This window comes from Pseudomonas sp., from assembly GCF_046581935.1.
GTDB lineage: Bacteria > Pseudomonadota > Gammaproteobacteria > Pseudomonadales > Pseudomonadaceae > Aquipseudomonas.
On record NZ_JAYGFK010000023.1, the window covers coordinates 69,924 to 86,521 of the forward strand.

The window sequence follows — 16,598 nt, forward strand, 5'->3', positions numbered from 1 at the left end:
CCTACTTCTTCTTGGCTTCTTTACGGCGGACGACTTCGTCAGCGTAACGAACACCTTTGCCCTTATAAGGTTCAGGACGACGGAAGTCACGAATCTCCGCAGCGACCTGACCAACCAGTTGCTTGTCGACACCCTTAATCAGGATCTCGGTCTGGTTCGGGGTTTCAGCAACCACACCGTCCGGCAACTCATAGTCGATCGGATGGGAGTAGCCGAGAGCGAGGTTCAGCACCTGACCTTTGGCTTGCGCTTTGTAACCAACACCAACCAGCTGCAGCTTACGCTCGAAGCCAGCACTAACACCGATCACCATATTGTTGACCAGCGCACGAGTAGTACCAGCCATGGCGCGAGTCTGCTGATCACCATTGCGAGCAGCGAAACGCAACTCACCGGCTTCATGCAGAATCTCAACGGACGAGTGAACATTCAGTTCGAGAGTACCCTTGGCACCCTTTACCGAAAGCTGTTGGCCGGCGAGTTTGACCTCAACACCAGCGGGCAGCGTAACGGGGTTCTTAGCAACGCGAGACATGCTTATTCCCCCCTTAGAACACTGTGCAAAGCACTTCGCCGCCGACACCGGCAGCGCGCGCAGCGCGGTCCGTCATCACACCTTTATTGGTGGAGACGATGGAAACCCCGAGACCGCCACGAACTTTCGGCAGATCATCAGAGGATTTATATTGGCGAAGGCCTGGACGGCTTACGCGCTTAACTTCTTCGATAACCGGACGGCCTTCGAAGTATTTCAGCTCGATGGACAGCTGTGGCTTAACTTCACCACTGATCTGATAACCCGCAATATAACCTTCGTCTTTCAAAACTTTGGCTACAGCCACCTTCAACGTGGAAGACGGCATGCTTACGACGGACTTTTCAGCCATCTGGGCATTACGGATACGAGTTAGCATGTCCGCTAACGGGTCCTGCATACTCATGGGCTAGACGCTCCTGATACAAAAAGAATTAGCCTTGCGGCTACAGTCGCTGAAAACTCCGGGAATGGTTAACCCAGGCTCAGGCGAGCCGAGCATTCTAGAGACTGATCAAAAATGAATCAAGCCCCAATGGGGCCTGATTCACATATAAGACAAAGCCGGCGCTAGGCCGGCTTTGTTTTTACCAGCTGGCTTTAACCAGGCCTGGTACATCACCACGCATAGCAGCTTCACGCAGCTTGATACGCGACAGACCGAACTTGCGATAAACGCCGTGCGGTCGACCAGTAATGCGGCAGCGATTACGCAGGCGCGAAGCGCTTGCATCACGCGGTTGCTTCTGCAGTGCTACTTGAGCTTCCCAACGCGCTTCCGGACTGGCGTTCAGATCGGCGATGGTAGCTTTCAGCTCGGCACGCTTCTTAGCGTACTTGGCTACCGTTTGCTGACGCTTCAGCTCACGGTTTTTCATGCTCATTTTGGCCATGATCCAGCTCCTATCAGTTGCGGAACGGGAATTTGAAAGCACGCAGCAGGGCGCGACCTTCATCATCCGTACGGGCAGTGGTGGTCAGGGTAATATCCAGACCACGCAGAGCATCGATCTTGTCGTAGTCGATTTCCGGGAAGATGATCTGCTCTTTAACGCCCATGCTGTAGTTGCCACGACCATCGAAGGACTTGGCATTCAGGCCGCGGAAGTCGCGAACCCGAGGCAGGGAGATAGACAGCAGACGATCCAGGAACTCATACATACGCTCACGGCGCAGAGTAACTTTAACGCCGATCGGCCAGCCCTCACGAACCTTGAAGCCTGCAATCGACTTACGGGCATGAGTCACAACGACTTTCTGACCGCAGATCTTTTCCAGGTCGGCAACAGCGTGCTCGATGATTTTCTTGTCACCGATTGCTTCGCCCAGGCCCATGTTAAGGGTGATTTTGGTGATGCGCGGAACTTCCATCACGTTGGCGAGCTTAAGTTCTTCCTTAAGCTTCGGCGCAATTTCTTTCCGGTAAATCTCTTTTAGTCGTGCCATGGTCTTCTACCTAGCAGTGTTCAAGCATCAACCGCTTTTTGGGTCGACTTGAAGACACGAATTTTTTTACCTTCTTCGACTTTGAAACCAACACGGTCAGCCTTGTTGGTTTCGCCATTGAAGATGGCCACGTTAGAAGCGTGCAGAGGCGCTTCTTTCTCGACGATACCGCCCTGAACGCCCGACATCGGGTTCGGCTTGGTATGGCGCTTCACTAGGTTGATCCCACCAACGACCAAACGGTCGTCAGCGAGAACCTTGAGCACCTTGCCACGCTTACCTTTGTCTTTACCGGCGATCACGATGATCTCGTCGTCACGACGAATCTTTTGCATGTCGGATCTCCTTACAGCACTTCAGGGGCGAGCGAGACGATCTTCATGAACTTCTCATTACGAAGCTCACGAGTCACTGGCCCAAAAATACGGGTGCCGATCGGCTCTTGCTTGTTGTTCAGCAGAACAGCAGCGTTGCCATCAAAGCGAATAATGGAGCCGTCTGGACGACGAACACCGTGGCGAGTGCGGACTACAACAGCAGTCATCACTTGGCCTTTCTTCACCTTACCGCGCGGAATTGCTTCCTTAACGGTAACTTTGATGATGTCGCCGATGCCAGCATAACGACGGTGCGAACCGCCCAGCACCTTAATGCACATAACGCGACGAGCACCGCTGTTGTCAGCGACGTCGAGCATGGATTGAGTCTGAATCATATATTTCTCCGACCCTTAGCCCTTAGACTTCCACTGCGCGTTCGAGGATCTCAACCAGCGCCCAAGACTTAGTCTTGGCAACGGGACGGGTTTCGCGAATGGAAACTTTGTCACCGATTTTGCTCTGATTGGTTTCGTCGTGAGCGTGCAGCTTGGTCGAACGCTTGACATATTTACCGTAGATCGGGTGCTTAACGCGACGCTCGATCAATACGGTGATGGTCTTGTCCATCTTGTCGCTGACGACACGGCCGGTCAGCGTACGGACTGTTTTTTCGGCTTCAGCCATGATCACTTACCTGCCTGCTGGTTGAGCACAGTTTTCACACGAGCGATGTCGCGCTTAACTTGCGAGAGCAGGTGAGACTGCCCCAACTGGCCAGTTGCTTTCTGCATACGCAGATTGAACTGGTCGCGCAGCAGGCCGAGCAGTTGCTCGTTCAGCTGCTGTGCTGATTTTTCACGAAGTTCATTCGCCTTCATCACATCACCGTCCGCTTAACAAAAGTGGTGGCGAGCGGCAGCTTTGCAGCAGCCAGGGCGAAAGCCTCACGCGCCAACTCTTCGGAAACGCCTTCGATCTCATACAGGACTTTGCCTGGCTGGATCTGGGCTACCCAATACTCAACGCTACCCTTCCCTTTACCCATCCGCACTTCGAGAGGCTTCTTGGTAACTGGCTTGTCCGGGAAAACGCGAATCCAGATTTTCCCGCCACGCTTAACGTGACGAGTCAGAGCACGACGAGCGGACTCAATCTGACGGGCGGTGAGACGACCGCGGGCAACAGACTTCAGCGCGAACTCGCCGAAGCTAACTTTGCTACCGCGCTGAGCCAGACCACGGTTGTGGCCGGTCATCTGCTTACGGAACTTCGTACGCTTTGGTTGCAACATTTGGCGTACCCCTTACTTAGCAGCTTTTTTACGAGGCGCAGGTGCTTGTGGTTTCAGTTCTTCATGGCGACCACCAATTACTTCGCCTTTGAAGATCCAAACCTTGACACCGATCACACCATAAGTGGTGTGCGCTTCGTACGTGGCATAGTCGATATCGGCACGCAGGGTGTGCAACGGCACACGACCTTCGCGATACCATTCGGTACGTGCGATTTCAGCACCACCGAGACGACCGCTCACTTGGATTTTGATGCCCTTGGCACCAATACGCATGGCGTTCTGTACAGCGCGCTTCATAGCGCGACGGAACATCACACGACGCTCCAGCTGCTGAGCTACGCTCTGCGCAACCAGCATACCGTCGAGCTCCGGCTTGCGGATCTCTTCGATATTGATGTGCACAGGCACACCCATTTGCTTGGTCAGGTCCTGACGCAGTTTCTCAACATCTTCACCTTTTTTGCCAATCACGATACCGGGACGGGCGGTGTGGATGGTGATACGTGCAGTTTGAGCCGGACGAGCAATGTCGATACGGCTTACGGACGCGCTTTTTAGTTTGTCTTGGAGATACTCGCGCACCTTCAGATCAGCGAACAAATAGTCCGCATAAGTCCGACCGCTGGCGTACCAGACGGAGGTGTGCTCCTTGACGATTCCCAGGCGAATGCCAATGGGATGTACTTTCTGACCCATCTGATCGACTCCGTTACTTGTCCGCAACCTTGACAGTGATATGGCAAGACCGCTTGACGATGCGATCAGCGCGGCCTTTGGCACGCGGCATGATGCGCTTCAGCGAACGCCCTTCGTTGACGAAAACGGTGCTGACCTTCAAGTCATCAACGTCTGCGCCTTCGTTGTGCTCGGCGTTGGCTACAGCCGACTCCAGCACTTTCTTGATGATTTCCGCGGCTTTTTTACTGCTAAAAGCCAACAGGTTGAGCGCTTCGCCCACCTTCTTCCCGCGGATCTGGTCGGCGACCAAGCGGGCTTTCTGGGCGGAGATTCGAGCGCCCGACAACTTAGCGGCTACTTCCATTTCCTAACCCCTTAACGCTTGGCTTTCTTGTCAGCCACGTGCCCACGATAGGTACGAGTGCCGGCAAATTCGCCCAGTTTGTGACCGACCATGTCTTCGTTCACAAGAACTGGGACATGTTGACGACCGTTGTGTACAGCAATGGTCAGACCGACCATTTGTGGCAGGATCATCGAACGACGCGACCAGGTTTTCACTGGCTTGCGATCATTCTTTTCCACCGCCACTTCGATCTTCTTCAGTAGGTGAAGATCAATAAAAGGACCTTTTTTCAGAGAACGTGGCACTGTCGTATCCCTCTATTTACTTGCGACGACGGACGATCATGTTGTCGGTGCGTTTGTTACCACGAGTCTTCGCGCCCTTCGTCGGGAAGCCCCATGGAGACACCGGATGACGACCACCAGAGGTACGACCTTCACCACCACCATGTGGGTGGTCAACCGGGTTCATGGCAACACCACGAACGGTTGGGCGAACGCCACGCCAGCGCTTGGCACCAGCTTTACCCAGCGAACGCAGGCTGTGCTCGGAGTTCGAGACTTCACCCAGGGTCGCACGGCACTCGGCCAGTACTTTACGCATCTCACCGGAACGCAGACGCAGGGTCACGTAGACACCTTCACGCGCAATCAGCTGAGCCGAAGCACCAGCGGAACGAGCGATCTGAGCACCTTTACCCGGCTTCAGTTCGATACCGTGAACAGTGCTACCAACTGGAATATTGCGCAGTTGCAGACTGTTGCCCGGCTTGATCGGCGCCATGATGCCAGCTACCAGCTGATCGCCTGCACTCACGCCTTTAGGGGCGATGATGTAGCGACGCTCGCCGTCTGCATACATCAACAGAGCGATGTGTGCGGTACGGTTCGGATCATATTCAATACGCTCAACAGTGGCTGGAATGCCATCTTTGTCGTTGCGACGAAAATCGACCAGACGATAATGCTGCTTGTGGCCACCACCGATATGACGGGTGGTGATACGACCATTGTTGTTACGACCGCCAGTCTTCGACTTCTTCTCGAGCAGCGGAGCGTAGGGAGCGCCTTTATGAAGCTCCTTGTTGACCACCTTGACCACAAAACGGCGGCCAGGGGAAGTCGGTTTGCATTTAACGATTGCCATGATGCACCCCTTCCTTACTCAGCACTGCTGGCGAAATCGAGATCTTGGCCTGGTTCAAGCGAAATGATCGCTTTCTTCCAGTCGTTACGCTTGCCCAGACCACGAGCGGTGCGCTTAGTCTTACCGAGAACATTCACGGTATTGACAGCAGCAACGTTCACGCTGAACAGGCTTTCGACGGCCTTCTTGATTTCCAGCTTGGTTGCATCAACTGCAACTTTGAAAACGAATTGGCTTTTTTTATCAGCCAGAAGTGTTGCCTTCTCGGAGATGTGCGGGCCAAGCAGCACTTTAAATACGCGTTCCTGGTTCATCCCAGCAGCTCCTCGAATTTCTTCACGGCAGAAACGGTGACCAGCACCTTCTCGTACGCGATCAGACTGACCGGATCGGAACCCTGCACGTCGCGAACATCGACATGTGGCAGGTTACGGGCAGCCAGGTACAGATTTTCATCAACAGCATCAGACACGATCAGCACATCGGTCAGGCCCATGCCATTCAGCTTGCTCAGCAGGTCTTTAGTCTTCGGCGCGTCAACGCTGAAGTCTTCAACCACGATCAAGCGATCAGTACGCACCAGCTCAGCAAGAATCGAACGGATAGCCGCGCGATACATCTTCTTGTTCAGCTTTTGATCATGATTCTGCGGACGCGCTGCGAAGGTTACACCACCGCCACGCCAGATCGGACCACGAGTAGTACCCGCACGAGCGCGGCCAGTACCCTTTTGACGCCATGGACGCTTGCCGCCGCCAGACACGTCGGAACGAGTCTTCTGCTGCTTGCTGCCTTGACGGCCGCCAGCCATATAGGCCACGACTGCTTGATGAACCAGGGTCTCGTTGTATGCGCCGCCGAAAGTGGCTTCGGATACTTCGATGGCTTGAGCGCCATTTACATTTAATTGCATGTCAGCTTCCCCTTAACCGCGAGCCTTGGCCGCTGGACGTACAACCAGGTTGCCGCCAGTAGCGCCAGGAACAGCACCCTTGACCAACAACAGATTGCGTTCAGCGTCGACGCGCACTACTTCGAGGGACTGCACGGTCACGCGCTCAGCGCCCATATGACCGGACATTTTTTTGCCCTTGAATACGCGACCCGGAGTCTGGCACTGGCCAATGGAACCCGGTACACGGTGGGACACGGAGTTACCGTGAGTGTTGTCTTGGCCGCGGAAGTTCCAACGCTTGATGGTACCGGCAAAGCCTTTACCCTTGGACTGACCAGTCACATCGACCAGTTGACCAGCTTGGAATATTTCAGCGTTGATCAGATCGCCAGCCTGGTAATCGCCTTCTTCAAGACGGAATTCCATAACTGTACGACCTGCCGCGACATTCGCTTTCGCGAAGTGACCGGCTTGCGCCTTGCTGACACGAGAAGCGCGACGCTCACCGACAGTGACTTGCACCGCACGATAGCCATCGGACTCTTCAGTTTTGAACTGAGTGACGCGATTCGGCTCGATCTCAATGACCGTAACCGGAATGGAGACACCTTCTTCGGTGAAAATGCGGGTCATACCGCACTTACGACCGACTACACCAATAGTCATGTTGTAACCTCATGAGTGTACGGGGCTTTCACCCGCTATGGCCGCCCATTTCAGAGCGTTACACGACTAAAACCTAAAACGGTCTTAGCCGAGGCTGATCTGCACTTCCACGCCAGCCGCAAGGTCGAGCTTCATCAGCGCGTCAACGGTTTTATCCGTTGGCTGGACGATGTCCAGAACACGCTTATGAGTACGGATCTCATACTGATCACGCGCGTCTTTGTTGACGTGCGGGGAAGTCAGTACAGTGAACCGCTCTTTGCGGGTAGGCAGAGGAATCGGACCACGCACCTGAGCACCAGTACGTTTCGCGGTTTCCACGATTTCCTGGGTTGATTGATCGATCAGGCGATGGTCAAAAGCCTTCAACCGAATACGGATTTGTTGGTTTTGCATTTTGACCTCAGATTCCAAGCTGCTATTCCCAACGGACGCAATACGCCCGTTAAAAGGAGGCGTGATTCTATAGACGCTCCTAGCAGGTGTCAACCCAATAAAAAAGCCCCCGCGAGCGGAGGCTTTTTCTCAAACCATCACTTACGCGATGATTTTGGCTACGACGCCAGCGCCGACGGTACGACCGCCTTCACGAATGGCGAAACGCAGGCCTTCTTCCATTGCGATGGTTTTGATCAGAGTGACAGTCATCTGAATGTTGTCACCTGGCATTACCATCTCAACGCCTTCCGGCAGTTCGCAGTTACCAGTTACGTCAGTAGTACGGAAGTAGAACTGAGGACGGTAGCCTTTGAAGAACGGAGTATGACGACCGCCTTCTTCCTTGCTCAACACGTACACTTCTGCAGTGAAGGTAGTGTGCGGCTTAACCGAGCCTGGCTTGACCAGAACCTGGCCACGCTCTACGTCGTCACGCTTGGTGCCGCGCAGCAGAACGCCACAGTTCTCACCAGCACGACCTTCATCGAGCAGCTTGCGGAACATTTCAACACCAGTACAGGTGGTGACAGAGGTATCACGCAGACCAACGATTTCCAGCGGATCTTGAACGCGAACGATGCCGCGCTCAATACGACCGGTCACAACAGTACCGCGACCCGAGATCGAGAATACGTCTTCGATTGGCATCAAGAACGGCTTGTCGGTCAGACGAACCGGATCTGGGATGTAGCTATCCAGAGTTTCAACCAGTTTACGAACAGCAGTGGTGCCCATTTCGTTATCGTCTTTACCTTCCAGCGCCATACGCGCGGAACCAATGATGATCGGAGTGTCATCACCTGGGAAGTCGTAAGTGCTCAGCAGATCGCGCACCTCCATCTCAACCAGCTCCAGCAGCTCAGCGTCGTCTACCAGGTCAGCCTTGTTCAGGAAAACCACGATGTACGGAACGCCTACCTGACGGGACAGCAGGATGTGCTCACGAGTTTGCGGCATCGGACCATCAGCAGCCGAACAAACCAGGATCGCGCCGTCCATCTGCGCAGCACCAGTGATCATGTTCTTCACATAGTCAGCGTGACCTGGGCAGTCAACGTGAGCGTAGTGACGAATCTTCGAGTTGTACTCAACGTGCGCAGTGTTGATCGTGATACCACGAGCTTTTTCTTCTGGGGCGCTGTCGATCTTATCGAAATCAACAACGGCCGAACCGAAAACCTCGGAACAAACACGAGTCAGAGCTGCAGTCAGAGTGGTTTTACCATGGTCAACGTGACCGATAGTGCCAACGTTGACGTGCGGTAGGGAACGATCAAATTTTTCTTTAGCCACGACAATTAACTCCTTGCCTAAAGGGCTGAATCAGCCTTGTTTTTTGGTTACAGACTCGACGATGTGCGACGGAGCTGTGTTGTATTTTTTGAATTCCATAGAGTAGCTTGCGCGACCCTGAGACATGGAACGGACATCGGTTGCATAACCGAACATCTCACCCAGCGGTACTTCAGCGCGAATAACTTTGCCGGAGACCGTGTCTTCCATACCCAAGATCATGCCGCGACGGCGGTTAAGGTCGCCCATCACGTCACCCATGTAGTCCTCAGGCGTAACAACTTCCACCGCCATGATCGGCTCAAGCAACTCACCACCGCCCTTCTGGGCCAGTTGCTTGGTTGCCATGGAAGCAGCCACCTTAAACGCCATCTCGTTAGAGTCGACGTCATGGTAAGAACCATCAAACACGGTAGCCTTCAGGCCGATCAGCGGATAGCCGGCTACGACGCCGTTCTTCATCTGCTCTTCGATACCCTTCTGGATAGCCGGGATGTATTCCTTAGGAACCACACCACCCACTACTTCGTTCACGAATTGCAGACCTTCCTGACCTTCGTCAGCAGGAGCAAAACGAATCCAGCAGTGACCGAACTGACCACGACCGCCGGACTGACGAACGAACTTGCCTTCGATTTCACAGTTCTTCGTGATGCGCTCACGATACGAAACCTGCGGCTTACCGATGTTGGCTTCGACGTTAAACTCACGGCGCATCCGGTCAACAAGGATGTCCAGGTGCAGCTCGCCCATGCCAGAGATGATCGTTTGACCAGTCTCTTCATCAGTCTTAACGCGGAAAGACGGGTCTTCCTGAGCAAGCTTGCCCAGAGCGATACCCATTTTTTCCTGGTCATCCTTGGTCTTAGGCTCTACGGCAACCGAAATAACCGGCTCCGGGAAGTCCATACGAACCAGAATGATTGGCTTGTCAGCGTTGCACAGAGTCTCACCAGTGGTGACGTCCTTCATGCCGATCAAGGCCGCGATGTCACCAGCGCGCACTTCCTTGATTTCTTCACGGGCGTTTGCGTGCATTTGCACCATACGACCCACGCGCTCTTTCTTGCCTTTAACCGAGTTGATCACACCGTCGCCGGAAGCCAACACGCCCGAATAAACACGGACGAAGGTCAGAGTACCCACGAATGGGTCGGTCGCGATCTTGAACGCCAGCGCCGAAAACGGCTCGCTGTCGTCAGCGTGACGCTCCATCTCTTCTTCCTCGTTATCAGGGTTAGTACCCTTGATAGCAGGAATGTCAGTCGGAGCAGGCAGGAAGTCGATAACGGCGTCGAGAACCAGGGGAACACCCTTATTCTTGAAGGAAGAACCACAAACAGCCAAGACGATCTCGCCAGCAATAGTACGCTGACGCAGAGCGGCCTTGATTTCCACGTTGGTGAGCTCTTCACCCTCGAGGTACTTGTTCATCAGCTCTTCATTGGCTTCGGCCGCAGCCTCAACCATGTTGCCGCGCCACTTCTCGGCTTCTTCCATCAGCTCAGCTGGAATGTCTTTACGAACAGGGACCATACCCTTGTCCGAATCATTCCAGTAGACAGCTTGCATGTTGATCAGATCAATCTGACCTTGGAAGTTGTCTTCAGCACCGATAGCCAATTGAATCGGCACCGGGGTGTGACCCAAGCGTTGCTTGATCTGACCGATCACGCGCAGGAAGTCAGCACCAGCACGGTCCATCTTGTTTACGTAAACAAGACGCGGAACGCCGTACTTGTTGGCTTGACGCCATACGGTTTCCGACTGAGGTTCAACGCCCGAAGTACCGCAAAACACAACGACCGCGCCGTCGAGTACACGCAGCGAACGCTCAACTTCAATAGTGAAGTCCACGTGCCCAGGGGTATCGATTACGTTGAAGCGGTGCTCATCTTTGTACTGTTTCTCAGAACCTTTCCAGAAGGCGGTGATAGCAGCAGAAGTAATGGTAATACCACGCTCCTGCTCCTGAACCATCCAGTCTGTGGTCGCGGCGCCGTCATGCACCTCGCCCATTTTGTGACTTTTGCCAGTGTAAAAAAGGACGCGCTCAGTGGTGGTGGTTTTACCAGCATCCACGTGAGCCACGATACCAATGTTACGGTAGCGATTAATCGGTGTAGTACGAGCCATAAAGCCCTCGCAAGTTGAGTGACGCTAAAATTAGAAGCGGTAGTGCGAGAAAGCCTTGTTGGCTTCAGCCATACGGTGCACGTCTTCACGCTTCTTAACTGCAGCACCTTTGCCTTCAGCGGCATCCAGCAACTCACCAGCCAAACGCAGAGCCATAGACTTCTCGCCACGCTTACGGGCGAAGTCTACCAACCAGCGCATTGCCAGCGCGTTACGACGGGACGGGCGAACTTCAACAGGAACCTGGTAAGTAGCACCACCTACGCGGCGCGACTTCACTTCGACCAGCGGAGCGATGGCGTCGAGAGCTTTCTCGAAGATCTCCAGGGGATCACTGTTCTTACGCTCTTTAACCTTATCCAGCGCGCCATAAACGATACGCTCAGCAACGGCTTTTTTGCCGCTTTCCATCACGTGGTTCATGAACTTGGCCAGGATTTGGCTTCCGTACTTTGGATCATCAAGCACTTCGCGCTTGGCTGCTACACGACGTCTTGGCATTTGATAAGCCCTCAAACGGTCTTCAGGTTAGCCCGGGACTGCATCTCTTGAGATGGATGCCCGACCTTACTCTTATCGACTCAGATAAATAAAAAACTGCAATTCGGTGCACGCACCGGATACTTCAGACGCCTATTACTTCGGACGCTTAGTACCGTACTTCGAACGACCCTGCTTACGGTCTTTAACGCCGGAGGTATCCAGCGAACCGCGCACGGTGTGATAACGAACACCTGGCAAGTCTTTTACACGACCGCCACGAATCAGTACGACGCTGTGCTCTTGCAGGTTGTGGCCTTCACCGCCGATGTACGAGGAAACCTCGAAACCGTTGGTCAGACGCACACGGCATACTTTACGCAGTGCCGAGTTAGGTTTTTTCGGCGTAGTGGTATACACGCGAGTGCACACACCACGACGCTGCGGGCAGTTCTGCAGCGCAGGCACGTCGGATTTCTCGACGATGCGCTTACGCGGCTGACGTACCAGCTGGTTAATAGTTGCCATCTTAAGCTCCACTGTTGTCTTTCGACGCTATTGCCCTACATAAGCAAAATGGCAGAGCACGTGCCCTGCCAAATTTAGGGGTGCATGAGTCTAAAGAGACTCACCGCCCCAGTCAAGACAAAGCCCCACTAGCAAGCTAGCGGGGCTTTGTACTTAATTACCGCTGGAGTTCAGCGCTTCGGTCAGTGCAGCTTCCACTTCACTGGCGCTAACGCGGACCGGCTTGTCGGCATCACGCTTGCGCTTGCGCTCAGCATGATAAGCCAAACCGGTACCAGCCGGGATCAGGCGACCTACAACCACGTTCTCTTTCAGACCGCGCAAGAAGTCACGCTTACCGGTAACTGCCGCCTCGGTGAGCACGCGAGTGGTCTCCTGGAACGATGCCGCCGAGATGAACGACTCGGTCGACAACGATGCCTTGGTGATACCCAGCAACACGCGAGTGTACTTGGCGACAAACTTGTCATCTGCTGCCAGACGCTCGTTCTCACCCAGTACAGCGGTAAGCTCCATCTGATCACCTTTGATGAAGGTGGAATCGCCCGACTCAGCCACTTCAACCTTGCGCAACATCTGACGCAGGATGGTTTCGATGTGCTTGTCGTTGATCTTCACGCCCTGCAGACGGTACACGTCCTGGATCTCGTTGACGATGTACTTGGCCAGCGCGCTAACACCCAGCAAACGCAGGATATCGTGCGGATCGCTTGGACCGTCGGAGATAACCTCACCCTTGTTAACCTGCTCACCTTCGAACACGTTCAGGTGACGCCACTTCGGAATCAGCTCTTCATACGGATCACTACCGTCGTTCGGGGTAATAACCAAACGGCGCTTGCCTTTGGTTTCTTTACCGAACGCGATGGTGCCGCTGATTTCCGCGAGGATCGACGCTTCTTTCGGGCGACGAGCTTCGAACAAGTCAGCAACACGTGGCAGACCACCGGTGATGTCACGAGTCTTCGAGGTTTCTTGCGGGATACGAGCGATAACATCACCGATCGCGATCTTCGCACCATTCGCTACACCGACTAGGGCGTTGGCTGGCAGGAAGTACTGAGCAATAACGTCAGTGCCTGGCAGCAACAGATCCTTGCCGTTGTCATCGACCATCTTCACAGCAGGACGAATGTCCTTACCGGCAGCCGGACGATCTTTCGGATCGAGGACTTCAATGTTGGTCAAACCCGTCAATTCGTCAGTCTGACGCTTGATGGTGATGCCTTCTTCCATGCCCACGTAGGTCACGGTACCTTTCATTTCGGTAACGATCGGGTGGGTGTGCGGGTCCCACTTGGCGACGATTGCGCCAGCGTCGACCTTGTCGCCTTCCTTCACGGAAATCACAGCACCGTATGGCAGCTTGTAGCGCTCACGCTCACGACCGAACTCGTCGGCAATCGCCAGCTCGCCGGAGCGGGAAACCGCCACCAGGTTACCGTCGATCCGCTCAACGTGCTTCAGGTTGTGCAGGCGTACCGCACCGCCATTCTTCACTTGTACGCTATCAGCAGCCGAGGTCCGGCTAGCCGCACCACCGATGTGGAACGTACGCATGGTCAGCTGAGTACCCGGCTCACCAATCGATTGAGCAGCGATAACACCAACTGCTTCACCGATGTTGATCTGGTGACCACGAGCCAGGTCGCGACCGTAGCACTTGGCACAGATACCGTAGCGAGTTTCACAGGTAATCGGCGAACGCACGATGACTTCGTCGATGCTGTTCAGCTCAATGAACTCAACCCACTGCTCGTCGACCAGAGTACCGGCCGGCACGATGACTTCTTCAGTGCCTGGTTTGAACACGTCCTGAGCGATTACACGACCCAGTACACGCTCGCCCAACGGCTCAACCACGTCGCCGCCTTCAATGTGCGGCGTCATCAGCAGACCATGCTCTGTGCCGCAATCGATTGCAGTCACCACCAGATCCTGGGCCACGTCAACCAAACGACGGGTCAGGTAACCGGAGTTAGCGGTTTTCAACGCGGTATCCGCAAGACCCTTACGAGCACCGTGCGTCGAGATGAAGTACTGCAGAACCGACAGACCTTCGCGGAAGTTCGCGGTGATCGGCGTTTCGATGATCGAGCCGTCCGGCTTAGCCATCAGACCACGCATACCAGCGAGCTGACGGATCTGCGCAGCAGAACCCCGCGCACCGGAGTCGGCCATCATGTACATAGAGTTGAAGGACTCTTGGTCAACGGTCTTGCCTTCACGATCAACCACTTTCTCTTTCGAGAGGTTGGCCATCATCGCTTTGGAGACTTCATCGTTGGCCTTGGACCAAAGGTCGATCACCTTGTTGTACTTCTCGCCCTGAGTTACCAGGCCGGAGGCGTACTGCGATTCGATCTCTTTAACTTCCTCGGTGGCGGCGTCAATGATGCGCGCCTTCTCATCCGGGATAACGAAGTCGTTTACACCGATCGACACACCCGAGATGGTCGAATAGGCGAAGCCGGTGTACATCAGCTGGTCAGCGAAGATTACGGTGTCTTTCAAGCCAACGGTGCGGTAGCACTGGTTTATCAGCTTGGAGATCGCCTTCTTCTTCATCGACTGATTGACCACGTCATACGACAGGCCATCCGGAACGATTTGGAACAGCAGCGCCCGGCCGACAGTGGTGTCGACGATACGGGTGTTCTTGGTGATGGTGCCGTCGCGATCTTTGATCACTTCGTTGATGCGCACTTTTACGCGAGCATGCAGCGAGGCTTCGCCACCACGGAAAACCCGGTCAACTTCCTGCAAGTCAGCGAATACGCGGCCTTCGCCTTTGGCGTTGATCGCTTCACGGGTCATGTAGTACAGACCCAATACAACGTCCTGCGACGGAACGATGATTGGCTCACCGTTGGCTGGCGACAGAATGTTGTTGGTCGACATCATCAACGCACGCGCTTCCAGCTGGGCTTCCAGTGTCAGCGGTACGTGCACGGCCATTTGGTCGCCGTCGAAGTCGGCGTTGTACGCGGCGCAGACCAGCGGGTGCAGCTGGATAGCCTTACCTTCGATCAGTACCGGTTCAAACGCTTGGATACCCAAACGGTGAAGGGTCGGTGCACGGTTGAGGAGAACCGGGTGTTCGCGAATCACTTCGGCGAGAACGTCCCAAACCTCTGGCAGTTCGCGCTCGACCATTTTCTTGGCCGCTTTGATGGTGGTCGCGAGACCGCGCATTTCCAGCTTGCCGAAAATGAACGGTTTGAACAGCTCAAGGGCCATCTTCTTCGGCAGACCGCACTGGTGCAGACGCAGAGTCGGGCCTACGGTAATTACCGAACGACCGGAGTAGTCCACGCGCTTACCGAGCAAGTTCTGACGGAAACGACCTTGCTTACCCTTGATCATGTCAGCCAAGGATTTCAGCGGACGCTTGTTCGAGCCAGTGATGGCGCGACCACGACGACCGTTGTCGAGCAGGGCGTCGACCGCTTCTTGCAGCATGCGCTTTTCGTTGCGCACGATGATGTCCGGCGCGGACAGATCAAGCAGGCGCTTCAAGCGGTTGTTACGGTTGATCACGCGGCGATACAGATCGTTGAGATCCGACGTCGCGAAACGGCCACCGTCGAGCGGAACCAGCGGACGCAGATCTGGCGGCAGAACCGGCAGAACGGTCAACACCATCCACTCAGGCAGGTTGCCGGAACCGAGGAAGGCTTCCATCAACTTCAGACGCTTGGACAGCTTCTTGATCTTGGTTTCCGAGTTGGTTTGCGGAATCTCTTCGCGCAGACGGCCAATCTCGTGCTCCAGGTCAATGGCGTGCAGCAGTTCGCGAACGGCTTCAGCACCCATGCGGGCGTCGAAGTCATCACCGAACTCTTCGAGGGCTTCGAAGTACTGCTCGTCGTTCAGCAGCTGGCCTTTTTCAAGGGTGGTCATGCCCGGATCGATAACGACATAGCTCTCGAAGTAGAGAACGCGCTCGATATCACGCAGGGTCATGTCCATCAGCAAGCCGATACGGCTAGGCAGGGACTTCAGGAACCAAATGTGGGCAACCGGCGAGGCCAGTTCAATGTGCGCCATGCGCTCACGACGAACCTTGGCCAGTGCGACTTCAACGCCGCACTTCTCGCAGATCACGCCACGATGCTTCAGGCGCTTGTACTTACCACACAGGCACTCGTAATCCTTTACCGGGCCAAAGATTTTGGCGCAGAACAGGCCGTCACGCTCAGGTTTGAACGTACGGTAGTTGATGGTTTCCGGCTTTTTAACTTCACCGAACGACCACGAACGGATCATCTCAGGCGATGCCAATCCAATACGGATGGCGTCGAACTCTTCGACTTGACCCTGGTTTTTCAACAAATTCAGTAGGTCTTTCAAGGCCTTTCCTCCTGGCGGAGCTGGCGATGGAGCAAAGCGCTCCA

The 16,598-nt window shown here is 54.6% G+C and carries 22 protein-coding genes; all 22 read right to left on the minus strand.

Features of this window, described 5'->3' with window-relative positions:
• Position 1: 1 nt before the first annotated feature.
• The 22 genes from rplF to rpoC all read right to left on the minus strand — a co-directional run bounded on the left by rplF (position 2) and on the right by rpoC (position 16,554).
• Entirely contained in the window at positions 2 to 535 is a 534-nt protein-coding gene (gene rplF, locus VCA57_RS20270; protein WP_411187015.1) for a 50S ribosomal protein L6, read from the minus strand.
• A gap of 13 nt (positions 536 to 548) precedes the next feature.
• On the minus strand, positions 549 to 941 hold the full coding sequence (gene rpsH, locus VCA57_RS20275) for a 30S ribosomal protein S8 (protein ID WP_090243103.1): 393 nt from the start codon (positions 939 to 941) through the stop codon (positions 549 to 551).
• A 181-nt stretch (positions 942 to 1,122) separates the two neighbouring features.
• A complete protein-coding gene (rpsN, locus tag VCA57_RS20280; protein WP_238042671.1) occupies positions 1,123 to 1,428 on the minus strand; it encodes a 30S ribosomal protein S14 in 306 nt (101 codons plus the stop codon).
• 13 nt (positions 1,429 to 1,441) lie between these two features.
• Entirely contained in the window at positions 1,442 to 1,981 is a 540-nt protein-coding gene (gene rplE, locus VCA57_RS20285; RefSeq protein WP_069519905.1) for a 50S ribosomal protein L5, read from the minus strand.
• 20 nt (positions 1,982 to 2,001) lie between these two features.
• Entirely contained in the window at positions 2,002 to 2,316 is a 315-nt protein-coding gene (rplX, locus tag VCA57_RS20290; protein WP_008374158.1) for a 50S ribosomal protein L24, read from the minus strand.
• Between the two features lie 11 nt (positions 2,317 to 2,327).
• Positions 2,328 to 2,696 (minus strand): 50S ribosomal protein L14, encoded by a 369-nt coding sequence (gene rplN, locus VCA57_RS20295; protein ID WP_014854220.1) that lies wholly within the window; start codon positions 2,694 to 2,696, stop codon positions 2,328 to 2,330.
• A gap of 22 nt (positions 2,697 to 2,718) precedes the next feature.
• Positions 2,719 to 2,985, minus strand: a complete 267-nt coding sequence (gene rpsQ / locus VCA57_RS20300) for a 30S ribosomal protein S17 (RefSeq protein ID WP_090243097.1) — start codon at positions 2,983 to 2,985, stop codon at positions 2,719 to 2,721.
• Positions 2,986 to 2,987: 2 nt separating this feature from the next.
• Positions 2,988 to 3,179, minus strand: coding sequence for a 50S ribosomal protein L29 (gene rpmC, locus VCA57_RS20305; protein WP_002555481.1), 192 nt, complete (start codon positions 3,177 to 3,179; stop codon positions 2,988 to 2,990).
• The gene (gene rplP, locus VCA57_RS20310; RefSeq protein WP_042552939.1) at positions 3,179 to 3,592 is read right to left on the minus strand and encodes a 50S ribosomal protein L16; all 414 of its coding nucleotides are present in this window, start codon (positions 3,590 to 3,592) and stop codon (positions 3,179 to 3,181) included. The genes rpmC and rplP overlap by 1 nt, the downstream gene beginning before the upstream one ends.
• A gap of 12 nt (positions 3,593 to 3,604) precedes the next feature.
• Positions 3,605 to 4,291 (minus strand): 30S ribosomal protein S3, encoded by a 687-nt coding sequence (gene rpsC, locus VCA57_RS20315; protein ID WP_305624932.1) that lies wholly within the window; start codon positions 4,289 to 4,291, stop codon positions 3,605 to 3,607.
• Positions 4,292 to 4,304: 13 nt separating this feature from the next.
• Complete coding sequence (gene rplV / locus VCA57_RS20320) at positions 4,305 to 4,637, minus strand: 50S ribosomal protein L22 (RefSeq protein ID WP_003210077.1); 333 nt, start codon at positions 4,635 to 4,637, stop codon at positions 4,305 to 4,307.
• Between the two features lie 11 nt (positions 4,638 to 4,648).
• The gene (rpsS, locus tag VCA57_RS20325; protein WP_010486981.1) at positions 4,649 to 4,924 is read right to left on the minus strand and encodes a 30S ribosomal protein S19; all 276 of its coding nucleotides are present in this window, start codon (positions 4,922 to 4,924) and stop codon (positions 4,649 to 4,651) included.
• 16 nt (positions 4,925 to 4,940) lie between these two features.
• The gene (gene rplB, locus VCA57_RS20330) at positions 4,941 to 5,765 is read right to left on the minus strand and encodes a 50S ribosomal protein L2 (RefSeq protein WP_411187021.1); all 825 of its coding nucleotides are present in this window, start codon (positions 5,763 to 5,765) and stop codon (positions 4,941 to 4,943) included.
• A gap of 14 nt (positions 5,766 to 5,779) precedes the next feature.
• Positions 5,780 to 6,079, minus strand: a complete 300-nt coding sequence (gene rplW / locus VCA57_RS20335) for a 50S ribosomal protein L23 (RefSeq protein WP_411187023.1) — start codon at positions 6,077 to 6,079, stop codon at positions 5,780 to 5,782.
• Complete coding sequence (gene rplD / locus VCA57_RS20340) at positions 6,076 to 6,678, minus strand: 50S ribosomal protein L4 (RefSeq protein ID WP_411187025.1); 603 nt, start codon at positions 6,676 to 6,678, stop codon at positions 6,076 to 6,078. The genes rplW and rplD overlap by 4 nt, the downstream gene beginning before the upstream one ends.
• A 12-nt stretch (positions 6,679 to 6,690) precedes the next feature.
• Positions 6,691 to 7,326: a 50S ribosomal protein L3 gene (gene rplC, locus VCA57_RS20345; RefSeq protein WP_411187027.1), complete on the minus strand. Its 636-nt coding sequence runs from the start codon at positions 7,324 to 7,326 to the stop codon at positions 6,691 to 6,693.
• 84 nt (positions 7,327 to 7,410) lie between these two features.
• Positions 7,411 to 7,722 carry a 30S ribosomal protein S10 gene (gene rpsJ, locus VCA57_RS20350; protein ID WP_013789756.1) on the minus strand — a complete coding sequence of 104 codons (312 nt, stop codon included), beginning with the start codon at positions 7,720 to 7,722 and terminating at the stop codon, positions 7,411 to 7,413.
• 141 nt (positions 7,723 to 7,863) lie between these two features.
• Positions 7,864 to 9,057 carry an elongation factor Tu gene (gene tuf, locus VCA57_RS20355; RefSeq protein ID WP_411187030.1) on the minus strand — a complete coding sequence of 398 codons (1,194 nt, stop codon included), beginning with the start codon at positions 9,055 to 9,057 and terminating at the stop codon, positions 7,864 to 7,866.
• Positions 9,058 to 9,087: 30 nt separating this feature from the next.
• The gene (fusA, locus tag VCA57_RS20360; protein WP_411187032.1) at positions 9,088 to 11,193 is read right to left on the minus strand and encodes an elongation factor G; all 2,106 of its coding nucleotides are present in this window, start codon (positions 11,191 to 11,193) and stop codon (positions 9,088 to 9,090) included.
• A gap of 30 nt (positions 11,194 to 11,223) precedes the next feature.
• Positions 11,224 to 11,694 carry a 30S ribosomal protein S7 gene (rpsG, locus tag VCA57_RS20365; protein WP_010490886.1) on the minus strand — a complete coding sequence of 157 codons (471 nt, stop codon included), beginning with the start codon at positions 11,692 to 11,694 and terminating at the stop codon, positions 11,224 to 11,226.
• Positions 11,695 to 11,829: 135 nt separating this feature from the next.
• On the minus strand, positions 11,830 to 12,201 hold the full coding sequence (gene rpsL, locus VCA57_RS20370; protein WP_003463319.1) for a 30S ribosomal protein S12: 372 nt from the start codon (positions 12,199 to 12,201) through the stop codon (positions 11,830 to 11,832).
• Between the two features lie 153 nt (positions 12,202 to 12,354).
• A complete protein-coding gene (gene rpoC / locus VCA57_RS20375) occupies positions 12,355 to 16,554 on the minus strand; it encodes a DNA-directed RNA polymerase subunit beta' (RefSeq protein ID WP_411187035.1) in 4,200 nt (1,399 codons plus the stop codon).
• Positions 16,555 to 16,598 lie beyond the last annotated feature (44 nt).